Source organism: Faunimonas pinastri (assembly GCF_900110915.1).
Taxonomy (GTDB): Bacteria; Pseudomonadota; Alphaproteobacteria; order Rhizobiales; family Afifellaceae; genus Faunimonas; species Faunimonas pinastri.
This window is the reverse complement of record NZ_FOFG01000004.1, coordinates 90385-103066: the sequence shown is the minus strand read 5'-3', so window position 1 is coordinate 103066 and position 12682 is coordinate 90385. Positions and strand designations below refer to the sequence as shown.

Sequence of the window (12682 nt, the reverse complement as noted above, 5' to 3'; positions counted from 1 at the left end):
GTCAGCGGCCGGCCAATCCCCCGGCCAGCGCGCCGAGATTGGCGAGCGAGATGCCGTCGCGGTCCAGGCCGTCCACCTCTTCGCGCACCCCGGAAACGGCCTGCCTGAGATCCTCGGGACGATGCGTGGAGGAGATGAAGAAGCGCAGCCGTGCGGCCTTTTCCGGCACGGCGGGCGGGATGATCGGCACGGCGTTGATCCCGCGCGCCAGCAGTCGCTGTGCCAGCACCGCCGTTCTTAGGCTGTCGCCCAGGATGACCGGCACCACGCAATGGCCGTTGCTGGTGCCGGTGTCGAGGCCGGCTGCGCATGCGAGCTCCAGGAAAAGGCGGCCGTTTTCCTGCAATCGCGCGGCGCGTTCGGGCTCCTGGCGCATCATCCGGAGCGCGGCAAGCGACGCGGTCGCGGCGGGCGCGGGAATGCCGACGGAATAGACGAAACCCGGTGCGGTGAACTTGAGGTAGTCGACGAGGGCGGCCTTGCCGGCGATATAGCCGCCGCAACTCGCCAGCGTCTTGGACAGCGTGCCCATCCAGATATCGACGCCACCGGGATCGACGCCGCAATGCTCGGCCAGACCCCGGCCGGTGCGGCCGAGCACGCCCAGCCCGTGCGCGTCGTCGACCATCAGCCACGCGCCGAAGCGGGTCTTCAGCTCGATCAGGCGCGCAAGATCGGGGCTGTCTCCGTCCATGGAGAAGAGCCCCTCGGTGACGACCAGCACCCGCCCGAAGCTGTCGCGCTCGGCGCGGAGCATCGCCTCCAGCGCATCCATGTCGTTGTGCGGAAACGTCCGGCGTTGCGCGCCGGAAAGTTGCGCCCCGACCACCGCGCTGTTGTGGATCAGCGCGTCGTGCAGGATCAGGTCGCCAGGGCCAACAAGCTGCGAGATGACCGAGATGTTGGTCGCATGCCCGCTGACGAAGACCAAAGCCGCCTCGGCCTCGTAGACGGCGGCAAGCTCGGCCTCCAGTTCCCGATGGAACGGCCGCTCACCCGCCGTGATGCGGCTGGCGGAAACGCTGGTGCCCCATTCTGAGATCGCCGCCCGCGCCGCCTCCTGCACCTCCGTTTCGGCATTGAGCCCGAGATAATCGTAGGAAGCGAAGTTCAGGACCGGCTTGCCGTCGATCTCGCTTCTCGCGCCCGCTTGCGTCGTATGCAGGCGGTAGAAGGGGTTTCCGACGCCGAAGAGTTCGGCCGCCGCGCGCTGCACCTGCGCTTCCCGGAAGCCGGGCAGCGACTCGAAGGATGTGTCATAGCTTCGCGCCGGAGCCGATCGATCAGCGGCACGCTTGCGGGATGTCGCTTCCGACGGCTTGCCGGTCTTCAGCGAGGCGAAAAGCGCCTGTTTGGCGTCGCCTGAAAGCCGCGTATGCGGGGGGCGGCTCATGAGGCCAGCCTTTCCAGCGTCAGCCGCTTTTCCTCGACCGCAACGGCCAGCGCATCCGCCTCCGCGTTCCTGTCCATCGACCCGCCGCCGTGCCGGGCGAGCAGGACCGCGCCGCTCCGACCCGTGATCCCGGCTGCGGCTTCCGGCATATCCGCCGCGCCGCCGGTCCTGGCCTGCGCCAGGATGGTCTGGGCGATCTCCGTCAGCGACTTGCCCGCCGTGATCGCGATCTGCGGCAGTTCCAGCGCGAAGCGCTTCTCGATGCCCATGCGAAGTTCGATGCCCATCAGCGAGTCCATGCCGAGATCGGCGAGGGGGCGCTTGAGGTCGATCTCGGCGGCCGGCAGCCGGAGCACGGCTGAAAGTTCGTGCGCCAGCAACGTCGTCACGAGGTCGCGCGCCTCCGCGTCCGTCCTGCCTTCGATCAAGGCGAGGAGGTCGATGTCGTCGCCCCCGCGCGCGCCGCTTCCCCGCTGCACCAGCCCGGAAAATGTCGGCGAGCGCAGCGTCGGCAATTCCGTCAGCACCCCACCGAAGTCGAGCGGCGCGCAAACGATCGCGGCTCTGGCGGGATGGTCGGCGTCGGCTGCGAGCAGGCGGCCGAGCTGGTCCAGCGCCTCGCGTGCCTTCAGGCCCATATTGCCGGCGCGGCGCGCGAGCTTCGTGCCGGTCTCGGCGCTGCGCGCGAGAACACCGGCGTCGAGGATCGGGCCCCAGCCGACCGCGAGCGCCGGAAATCCGTCCCGTCGCCGCTGCCGCGCGAGGTCTTCAAGAAAGGCGTTGGCGGCGACGTAGGCGCCCTGGCCGGGATTGCCGATCATCGTCGTCACCGAGGAATAGAGCACGAAATAATCGAGCGGCGCGGCCCGGCTCGCGGCATCCAGATGGAGCGCGCCGTCGATCTTGGGCGAAAGCACCGCCTGAAGGGTTCCGGGCCGGAGATCCGCGATCAACCCGTCTTCCAGCACCATGGCGGCATGGACGATGCCGGCGATGCGGCCATGTTCCTCGCGAAGCTCCAACAGCACCGCATCCACCGCCGCCTTGTCGGTCACATCGAGCGTAACCGCGACGACCGTCACACCCTTCGCCCGCATGGCGGCGACGCGCGCTTCCATCTCTTCGGCGAAACGCCCGCGCCGCGACGCCGCGACGATCGTCCGCGCGCCTTGTTCGGCCAGCCATTCCACCGTTTCGAAGCCGAAGCCGCCGGTACCGCCGACCACGAGGTGCGCGCCGTTCGCCGCAGCCTTGAACGCCGCCTTCCCGCCGGCTCGGGCCGGCATCGCTAGCGGCGGACGGAGCAGCACCTTGCCGACATGCCCGGAGCGCTGCATCAACGTGAAGGCCGCGCCGACATCCTCGGCGGCGAAGCTGCGGAAGGGCAGCGGCATCAGCGCGTTCTTCTCGAAGAGGCGGCCGAGGTCGCGGATCATGCGCGTCGCGAGTTTCGGATCGTGTGCCAGAAGCTGGTCGAGATCGACGCCGAAATAGGTGAGGTTCTGCCGGAAGGGACGAAGCGGCATGTGCGTGCCCGCCACGTAATCCCGCTTGCCGAGCTCCAGGAACCGACCGAACGGCTTCAACACCCTCAGGCTCGCTTCCATCGCGGCGCCGGAAAGCGAGTTCAGCACGACATCGACGCCGCCGATCTCGCGGCGGATCGTTTCGGCAAAGGCGAGGGAGCGGGAATCCAGCACGATGTCCGCGCCGAGCAGACGGGCCAGAGCACGCTTGTCCTCCGAGCCGGCGGTCGCGACGACCCTGGCTCCGCGCCATTTCGCGATCTGCAGGGCCGCCAGTCCCACGCCGCCGGCCGCTCCATGGATCAGCACCCAGTCCCGCCGCTTCAGCCGCGCAAGCTCGACCAGCGCGTACCATGCTGTGGTGAAGGCGACGGGCAGCGTCGCGGCTTCCTCAAGCCCGAGCCCGCCGGGGATCGTGACGGCCATGCCTTCCGGCACGGTCATGTGCGTGCCGAAAGCGCCGGAGCCGAAGCTCATGACGCGGTCGCCGGGCTTCAGCGATGTCACCCCGGGCCCGACGCGCTCCACGGTTCCCGTCGCTTCGAAGCCGAGGACCGGGCCGGCAAACCCGCCTTCCAGAATCTCGTCCGGCAGGAGGCCCATGGCGAACATCACGTCGCGGAAGTTGATGCCGCTGGCGGCGATCCGGATTTCCACCTCGCCCCGCCCGGGCACTCGCCGCCCCGCCGCCTGCCACGTCACGCGCTCACGCCCGCCGCCGGTGCTGAAATCCAGCCGGGCGGCATCCGCGAGCGGAGCTTCCTTGCCGCTCGGGGAAAGGCCTCGCACCGCTCGCTGAACGGTGACGGCGTCGCCGCGGATCGTCCATTCGCGGTCAGCGTCGGGATCGACCGCGACGGCTGCGAATGCTGCTGCGGATTTTCCGGGATCGGCGTCGAGGGCGATCTCGGCCAGCCGGAGATCGAGGTCGGAATATTCGTTCATCGCCACGCGGGCGAAGGCGCGAAAGGCGGCGGCCAGCTGTTCGGCATGGCCGTTCGCTTCCGTCAGGGAGAGAAGCCACAGGCGATGCGTGTTTGTCGCCGCGCGTGCAGCCTCCAGCAGGGCGGCGGCGCGGAGCATGGTGGCACCCAAGGCCTCCCTGCCAGCCGCGTCCCAGTTGCAGGCGAGGACGAGATCCGACGGTGTTTCGCCGCAGCTTTCGAGCGCCTCGGTCCAGTCGAATGGCTGCGCCGCATCGAAGGGGAGAGGGCTCGATTGCACCGCGCGTCCCTGCGCCTCCAGCGCGCTCTGGAGGCAGCGCGTCCAGTCCTTGTCCGAACCGAAGATCCGAACCGGCGTCGCGCCTTCGGCTGCGGCGACACGCTCGGGCGCCTTGCCGAAGAACAGGAAGGAGCGCCGGCCGTTGCCGGGCAGCATCTTCTCCTGAAGTTCGCGGAACCGCGCCTGCGCCAGCAGAGCATGGAAGTCTGCATCGCCCGGAGCGAAACGCGCCCGCTCTGCCTCCCGAGCCGACGCGGCCATGGCACTGCCGAGGAAGAGTTCCGATACGAGATCGGGCTCGGGCTGCGCCGCAAGCACGACGCCCTCCGGCAGCAGCGCCGCCCCGGCCGCGCCCAGCAAGTCGGGCCAGTCGATCGGCTGGTCGGACGGAGCGAAATCCTGCGGGCCGACCAGCAGCATGTGGAACGGCTGGTCGCCCGGTCCCGTCGCCGGATCGAGAAGCAATGAGGGCAAGTTGCCGGCCGCCATGGCTGCCGCGCGGAGGTGATCGGCATCGAGGCCCGCGAGCACGAGATCGATGCGGCCCGACCGGTGTAGGGGCGCGAGCGTCGCGACGACGCCGGCACTGCCGGGTTCGGCCACGAGCACCCGGAGCGGCTGAGGCTGTGCCGTCTCGACGGCGGCCTGCACGGCCCGGCGAAGCGTTTGAAGCGCGCCGGAGACAAAGAGGGAGTGCGTCCCGATCTGCTCGATGACGGAGGTGCGGTAGGTCAGCCGCTCACCGCTTTGCCAGATCGTATCCAGATCCGCCGCGAGCCGGGCCGCGAGTGTGGCTTCCAGCGCGCGGTGCGGATGGTCGGCAAGCAGCGTCAGTGCCAGGCTTTCCGGTTCCGGCAAGCCGCTTTCGGCCGCGAGCCGCCACTGGCCGTCGGTTCCTTCGGCAAGCCCCGCACCTTCCAGCCCGTCCAGCAAGCTCGCGGCGAAGGGCAGTGCCGTGGGGGCCAGGCGGCCCGCCGCGATGAGATCGTCCAGCCGGAAAGCCTCCACTCCGGCGAGAGTCGTCAGTGAACGATGGGTCAGCGAGCGGGCAAAGGCGGTCAGAAGCAGCCAGTCCTCTTCCGTCTGATCGTGCGGCCCCTGGTCGACCGCCGCGAGAACCTTTTCGGCAAGCGCGGGGACCGGCCGGGGAACCGGCTTTTCGTCGAAGCGGAAGAACAGTTCCTCCGACCGGCGAACGAGGATCGCCGCGCGCAGGCGCAGGTCGCGAAGTTCCGCCGCGACATGGCCATCCGGTGTGACCAGCACGATGGAGACGGCCAGCGAGCGGTCGGTGTGGTGGTCCACTTGCACGAAGGCGCGGGCGATGGTGGCGCCCGGTCGATGCACCCGCAGCGAGCCGAAGCGCACCGGCAGATAGGAGCGATGCTCCTCGATATCTCGGGGACGATAGCAGAGGAAAAGCCCGTGCAGGGCGGCGTCGAGCACGGTCGGATGCAGCACGTGCGACAGCGGAGAGAGGCCGTTCTCCGCGTGCTCCGGGGCTAGATCCAGCTCCAGGAGTTCGTCGCTCTTGCGCGCGGCTTCCACCAGCCGGAACGCCGGGCCGTAGGAGAGGCCGAGGCTCTCCGCCAGCCTGTAGATCGCCTCGGGATCGTGCTCCTGCACCGGCGAGGCGAAGGCTGGAAACGGGCCGGGTTCGGCGCTCAGCCAGGAAATGCGGCCGCGCGCGTGAAGCGCCCATTCCGCCGCAAAGCGGGGCCGGCTCCAGATCTCGGCTACCTGCGTTTCCGGCGAAAGGCGCACGGAGATCTCCCGCATCCCGCCTTCCGGCAGCGGCAGCGACTGGAGGATGTCGAGATCCTCCACCGCGAGCGGACCGTCACCCAGCCAGTCGCGTCCGGCGGCCAGCAGCATCTCGGCGAAAGCCGCGCCGGGCAGCACGGGCTCGCCTTCCAGCCGGTGCTCGGCGAGATAGGGCACCAGCGCCGTATCGAGCAGCGTATGCCATTCCAGCGCATCGGCGCGGTCGCGGCGCCCGATCAGCGGATGCGAGGCGAATGCGGGGGTATCTGTCGCTTCGACGGACGCTGGCAGGCGAAAGCTTTTGTGCTCCCAGGGATAGGCGGGCAGCGCCACGCGACCTGTCGGGGGCAAGCCGAAGAGCCGCCGCCGGTCGGCTCGCCCACCGGCGAGTACCGCGCGGGTCACGATGTGGAAGATCGGGTCCGGTCCGTCCTGCCGGTCACCCTGGCCGAAGCTTGGGATGACGGCCGTCTCCGATGCCGCTTCCGCCAGTGTCGCCCGCATGTGGTTCACCAGGACGGCGCGCGGTCCAATCTCCACGAAGACGCGGCAACCCAACTTTTCAGTCGTTTCGACGGCGTCGCCGAAGCGCACGGGTTCTCGGATGTTGCGCCACCAGTAATCCGTGTCGAGCGCCGTACCGGGCAGCACGTCGCCGGTGACGGTGGAGACGAAGCGCACGCTTCCCGCATGGGGAGCAAGGCTCCCGACCGCTGCGCGGAACTCCGCCTCGATCGGGTCCAGCAACGCGGAGTGGAACGGATAGGCGAGGTCGAGCGAGCGGCAGGCGACACGTGCCCTTGCGGCGGCGTCGAGAAGCCGCTGCAGCGCCTCGCTGGAGCCTGCGACGGTGACGGCCGTGGGGCTGTTGATCGCGGCGATGGCGATGTCGTCGAGCCCGTTTACGTCCAGGAAGGTGCTCGCTTCTTCCGCCGGCAGCTTCAGGGCCGCCATGCCGCCCCTGCCGAAGAGCGCTTCCTGATGATGGCTGCGATGGTGGAGCAGCTTGACGGCCTGCTGCAGGTCCAGCCCCCCGGCGGCCTCCGCCGCCGCGATCTCGCCGATGGAATGGCCGAGCACGACATCCGGCCGTAGCCCCGCCTCCCCGAGGGCTATCGTGGCCGCCGATTGCAGCGCGAAAAGCAGCGGCTGGGCGACCGTCGCGCGGCGCAGCCGCGCCCTTAGATCGGCGCTGTGCAAAGCCTCGACCAGAGCGAGATCGTCGTGTTGGAGATAGAGGTCGGCGATCTCGGTGAAGCGGGCGTGAAATGCAGCGTTCTGCCGAAAGGCGGCGCGGCCCATGCCCGCCCATTGCGAGGCATTGCCGGAATAGACGAAGGCCACCGGCGCATCGCGGTTGCCGGACCGGGCATGTGCTTCCTGCCCGCCGGTCCCGGCCGCGAAGGCACTCAGCGTGCCCGCCATTTCGGCCGCATCGGTTACCGGTACGGCCAAGCGGTGGGGCAGGAGATCGCGACGGTGCGCGGCGGCGCCGGCAACCGCCTCGGGTGAACGCCTCTCCAGCGCGACGGCATGCCGCCCGGCGAGTTCTGCCAGCGCGGTCTGCGTCTGGGCGGAGATGACGAGCAGGCGCGGCGCTTCGTCGACTCCCGACGAAGCCGGCGGCCGGGAAACGTCCGGTGCTTGCAGGATCGCATGGGCATTGGTGCCGCCGAAGCCGAAGGACGAGATGCCGGCCGTCAGCGGTCCGGCATGGCCGGAAAGATCGACGGCTTCTTCCGCGGGCGAAAGATTGAGCGCGGCGAAGTCGATATCCGGATTGAGCTCGTCCAGATGCAGCGATCGCGGCAGGCTGCGATGCCGGAAGGCGAGCACGGCCTTGAGGATGCCGGCGAGCCCGGAGGCGGGTTCGAGATGGCCGAGGTTGGACTTGACCGAGCCGATGGGCAGCGGTCGCGAACGCGCCAGGCCGAGCGCCCGGCCGATCGCTTCCGCCTCTGCGGGATCGCCGACGCGCGTGCCCGTCCCATGCGCTTCCACGAAAGCCAGCGTTTCGGGATCGACATCCCGTTCGCGGTAGAGCCGTTCCAGCAGGCTTCGCTGCCCGTTGCTGGAGGGCAGGCTCAACCCGGCGGTTCGGCCGTCGGAATTGATGCCGGTGCCGAGGATCGTGGCCAGCGACTGCTCGCCACGGGCCGAAGCGAGGTCGGCGCGGCGCAGCACGACGACGGCGCCGCCTTCCGCGCGGACATAGCCGTCCGCCCCGGCGGCGAAGGGCCGGCAAAGACCGGTCGGCGACAGCATGCCCGCGCGCGAGAAACCGATGAACGAGGTGGGGCTGAGCAGCAGGTTCACGCCCGCGACGATGGCCGTCTCCACAGCGCCGCTCTCGATCGCCATCGCGGCCTGGTTCAGCGCCACCAGCGAGGACGAGCAGGCGGTATCCAGCGTGAAGCTCGGCCCGGTGAAGCCGAAGGCATGGGAGATGCGATTGGAGACGATCGACAGCGTGTTGCCGGCGATGAAATGGCTGCCGATGGAAGCGGGATCCGCTGCCTGCCGGCTGCCGTAATCGAGCGCGGAGGCGCCGACATAGACGCCCGTCTCCGTGCCCGCCAGCGACGACGGCGGAATACCAGCGTCCTCCAGCGCCTCCCAGGTGAGTTCCAGGAGCAGGCGCTGCTGCGGGTCGATCTCCTCCGCCTCGCGCGGCGAGATGTTGAAGAGCGCGGGGTCGAAATCGTAGGGCGCGTCGATGAGGCCGGCGGCGAGCGTGTAGCTGAAGCCGGGTTCGGAGCGGCGCGGATGCCAGAAACGTTCCAACGGCCAGCGTTCGGCCGTGACCTCGGTAATCGCGCAGCTGCCGGAGCTGAGCAGGGACCAGAGCGCATCGGGGCTGGCCGCGCCGGGGAGCCGACACGAGCACCCCACGATCACCGGACGGCGATCAAGGGGCAGGGGCGGCGACATCTCACGCAGGTTCATGTCTTGCTCAGCAACCCATCAGGATCGTCCCCCTTTGCATGGTACGAGGGGGCTTTCCGGGCAGGCAAGAAGATTTCGGGAGCTTTCCTGCGAGTATGCTAGCCTCAACCCGAGGAGAAGTTTCGCAAAGGCCTGAATGCGTTCAACTTGGAATAGAATATTGGCGTACAAGGCGGAGTTGATCCTGAGATCGATCAATCTGCATGACTTGCGCACTGTCCGCGGAATTCTGAACCGCCGGGGTCTGCTCCCGGCAGGTCATGTCCTTTCGTCTTGCAACCTGGAGCTGCTGTCCGGCCTCTTTCTTTCGGGCGGCCCGACGGACGATCGTGGTGGGCTGCGCTCATCGCCTCTTTTCGATGCGGAGCACTATTTGTCTCAGGCAGGCTCCGGAGCGGCGGCGAAAAACCCTCTGCGCCACTATCTTCACCAAGGCTGGCTACAGGGGCTGCGGCCGAATCCCGGCTTCGATCCGCTATGGTATCTCCGGGCCAATCCCGACGTCCGGGTTCTAGGCTGCGAGCCGCTGACGCATTACGCCACGCGTGGACGCCGCGAGATGCGGGAGCCCGGGCCTCGCGGTTCCGACCCAGCCGGCGGGGAGTTCCCCCCGGTGCTCCCGCAGGTCGAGCCCACGGAGCCGCGCGAGGACGAGTGGGACGCTCTGATCCCGCGCGAGCATGCGGCGGAGCCTAGGGTCGACGTCATCATTCCGGTCTATGCGGGGCGTACCGAAGCGCTGCGCTCGATCCAGAGGGCGCTGGCTGCGCGCAATCTCTGCCCGGCCGAGATCGTCGTGATCGACGATGCTTCGCCCGATCCGGCTCTGGCAATGCGACTTCGCCACCTCGCCGACCGGGGCCTGATCACCCTTCTGCGCAACGAGGGGAACCTCGGTTTCGTCGGCTCGGTCAATCGCGGCATCCGGCTGCATCCCGGTCGCGACGTGGTGCTGCTGAATGCCGATACCGAGGTCTTCGGAAACTGGCTGGACCGGCTGCGGAATGCGGCGCTCAGCCATGCCGGTATCGGTACGGTGACGCCGCTTTCCAGCGATGCGACCATCCTGAGCTACCCCATCCGGCTCCGCAACAATTCGATGCCGCTGGAACTCGGCGACCGGGAGTTGGATGAGCTCGCGGCCGGATTGGCCCCGGAGCTTGTGGAGATCCCGACCGGCGTCGGCTTCTGTCTTTATATCCGTCGCGCCTGCCTCGATGCGGTCGGGCCCTTCGACGCGGAGCGCTTCGGGCGCGGCTATGGCGAGGAGAACGACTTCTGCCGCCGCGCGCTGAAGGCGGGGTGGCGCAGCATGGCGGCGCCCCATGTCTATGTGCGGCACTATGGCGGCCGTTCCTTCCGGCAGGAGAAGCAGGAGCGGATCGAGGCGGCGCTCCGAACCATGCGGCAGTTGCACCCGGACTACGGTCGGGTCGTCGCCCGCTTCATCCGGGACGATCCGCTGGCGCCCTGTCGCGAGAGGCTGGACGAGGCCCGTGTTCGCCGGGCCGTGCCTTCGGCTGTTCTGACGCTCGGCCGGACATCTCGTGCAACGGAAGAGCCGTTCCCGGGCCTGTGGCTTCTACCCGATGTCGGGCCTTCCCTCGGCCGTTTTCGGCTTGAGGCAGACGTCGTGCCGGTCGCGCCGAACCTCGCGCCGGTGGATCTGCGTGCTCCGGTCGAGGTCGTCGCCGAGCGCCTGCGGCGGCTGGGCGTTGCGGAAGTGCGCATCGCCGAGGGCTGGACAGACGGAAGACGTGCGGCGCGGCTGCTTTCCGCGGCGGCGTTTGCCGGCATTCCGGCATCGCGCAACGGGCCCGTTCAGACGTAGCGTTCGTCCGGGTCGCGGTCCGCCGCGCTCGTTTCCGCCGCGTGCTGCTGAAGCTCCTCGAAATCGGCGATCGCCTCGTCCAGGTCCTCGTAGAGCGCCATCATGCCGTTATGGATGATCGCGCCCATGTCGCCGAAGCGCCGGGCGTTGTTCACGTGGCGGGTCGCCAGGATGCATCCGGCCTCCGCCAGCCGATTGCGGAACATGGAAACGCAGAGCTTGCGAAATTCCGGCGGTCCGGCCGCCACATGCTCGTCCACGAGATAGGTCTCGAACGGGATCGCGTAGGAGAGGGCGATGCACACCATCTGCCGGATCTCTCGCGGCAGTCGGCGGAACTCCTCGTCCAGCGCCGGGCCGAGATTTGCGACAGTCTCGATGAAGTGCAGCACTTCGCCGGGATTGGCGCCGTAAAGGCCGGCCGTCCGCACGATGTTCTGGCGGACCGTCAGATCCGGCCGGTGCAGGCCGGAATAGCCGACCGGAAACGATAGCCGGGCATAGCGCTGGATTTCGCCGGAGGAGGGCAGCAGCAGCCCGGCCAGAAGCTGGATCAGCGTGGAGCGACCGCTTCCCTGCTGGCCAAGGACGACCAGCCGCCGATCGGTCGGCAGCGCGATGCTGACATCGTCGAGAACCAGGGTGCGCAGCGTCCCGCTGCGCAATTCCTTGGAGACATTCTCGAAGAGGATCAGGAGATTAGTCCTTCACGTTCCTGTTCAGGTCATAGGCGATGCCGGTGAAGCCGCGCACGACCGAGATGGCCTTCTGCAGGTGCACCGCATCGGCGTCTGTCGCCAGGATGACGTCCTTGTCGCGCAGCGGCACCTGCTGGGCCAGGAAATAGCCCGACGGCTGGCTGAGGTCGATCCGGTACATGACGGGGACATAGGGCGACTGCATCGCCAGAGTGCAGGAGGCCGGGTTCGCCGCCGGGGCCTGCAGCACCTCGCTCGCCACCGAAGCGGGCTCGTAGCGGAAGAGGAAGATGCCGCCGGGATTGCCGATCGTGTCGATCGGGCCACCGGCGCGGCCTATGGCTTCGGCAAGGCTCACATGCTCGGTGTCGAATGTATATTGCGAGACCTTCTGGGTCGCGCCGAGCACCGTGAAGCTGGAAGGGTTGCGGCTGAGGAAGACCTGATCGTTCGGCCGGATGAAGATGTTGTTGCCCGGATCGTCCAGCACGCGCTGAAGCTGGATCATGCCGGACGTCCTGCCCCGGATGATCTGCACGTAGGTCTCGTAGGCCGGGTACTTCGCCCCGCCGGCCTCGGCGATGACGTCGAGGAGCTTTTCGCCGCGCAGCGTCAGCGGAACGACGCCGGCCTTGCCGACCTCGCCGCCCACCGTCGCGATGCTGGAGCCGTTCGACACCGTGGAAACGATCACCTGCGGCTGCACCGCCTTGCCGGCGAGCTGCTGCTCGATCTCGCGCGCCAGCGAACCCGGCGTCTTGCCGACCGCGATGATGCGCCCTGCATAGGGAACGGTGATCCGCCCGTCCGCCTCGATCGATTGCGGTGGCAGGGTCGTGCTGGTCTTGGATGAGGCATCCGGCAGCTGGTCGGCCGACGGGGCCGTCCCGAAGAGCGAGGCTCCGCCTGCCTCGTAGATGGTGACGGAGACGACGTCCCCGGGGCGCAGCGCCAGGGTGGGCGCGCCAGCCCGGTCGCGGAAGACGGAGGAAAAGCCGGGCGTCGCCGGTCGCTTCAGGATCGCCGTGATCCGGGGATCGAGCTGCACGGAGCAGAAGTTCATGCCCGCCGGCTGGACCGCGCCCCGCTGCACCTGGGAGAAGGTCGGGCTCGACGATGGAAGCCCGCAACCCGCTGCAGCCGATGTCATCAATCCCACGGCGACAAACTTCAGAAGCTTCATCCGGCCCGGTCCCATTCGGCTTCAGCCGCTTATTGAACGGAGCCGACCATGCAGCAATTCTGGTTTACGAAAAAGAAAACATGCGTGTCGTGCCAGCAACAGCGGGTTATTTTCCGG

5 protein-coding genes are annotated in these 12682 nt (G+C 68.3%); 1 reads left to right on the top strand and 4 read right to left on the bottom strand.

Translation table 11 applies throughout. From position 1 onward, the window contains the following. Nucleotide 1 precedes the first annotated feature (1 nt). Together BMY25_RS07270 and BMY25_RS07265 are read right to left on the bottom strand one after the other, a co-directional pair. On the bottom strand, nt 2-1393 hold the full coding sequence (locus BMY25_RS07270) for an aminotransferase class I/II-fold pyridoxal phosphate-dependent enzyme (RefSeq protein WP_092495975.1): 1392 nt from the start codon (nt 1391-1393) through the stop codon (nt 2-4). Further along, nucleotides 1390-8853 (bottom strand): type I polyketide synthase, encoded by a 7464-nt coding sequence (locus BMY25_RS07265; protein ID WP_092495974.1) that lies wholly within the window; start codon nt 8851-8853, stop codon nt 1390-1392. Before BMY25_RS07265 ends, BMY25_RS07270 begins: the two co-directional genes overlap by 4 nt. A gap of 373 nt (nt 8854-9226) precedes the next feature. Here BMY25_RS07265 and BMY25_RS07260 point away from each other — a divergent pair, with 373 nt between their 5' ends. Continuing rightward, complete coding sequence (locus BMY25_RS07260; protein ID WP_177176765.1) at nt 9227-10684, top strand: glycosyltransferase family 2 protein; 1458 nt, start codon at nt 9227-9229, stop codon at nt 10682-10684. Here BMY25_RS07260 and BMY25_RS07255 read toward each other — a convergent pair. Both BMY25_RS07255 and BMY25_RS07250 read right to left on the bottom strand, forming a co-directional pair. Then, nucleotides 10675-11349 carry an ATP-binding cassette domain-containing protein gene (locus BMY25_RS07255; protein WP_177176764.1) on the bottom strand — a complete coding sequence of 225 codons (675 nt, stop codon included), beginning with the start codon at nt 11347-11349 and terminating at the stop codon, nt 10675-10677. The two genes, BMY25_RS07260 and BMY25_RS07255, sit on opposite strands and share 10 nt — an antisense overlap. A 34-nt stretch (nt 11350-11383) precedes the next feature. Further along, nucleotides 11384-12565 carry a polysaccharide biosynthesis/export family protein gene (locus BMY25_RS07250; protein WP_177176763.1) on the bottom strand — a complete coding sequence of 394 codons (1182 nt, stop codon included), beginning with the start codon at nt 12563-12565 and terminating at the stop codon, nt 11384-11386. Nucleotides 12566-12682 lie beyond the last annotated feature (117 nt).

Bases quoted from the DNA above. Each gene is read 5' to 3' on its own strand.
- BMY25_RS07270 (WP_092495975.1), bottom strand. From the start codon at position 1,393: ATGAGCCGCCCCCCGCATACGCGGCTTTCAGGCGACGCCAAACAGGCG.
- BMY25_RS07265 (WP_092495974.1), bottom strand. From the start codon at position 8,853: ATGAACCTGCGTGAGATGTCGCCGCCCCTGCCCCTTGATCGCCGTCCG.
- BMY25_RS07250 (WP_177176763.1), bottom strand. From the start codon at position 12,565: ATGAAGCTTCTGAAGTTTGTCGCCGTGGGATTGATGACATCGGCTGCA.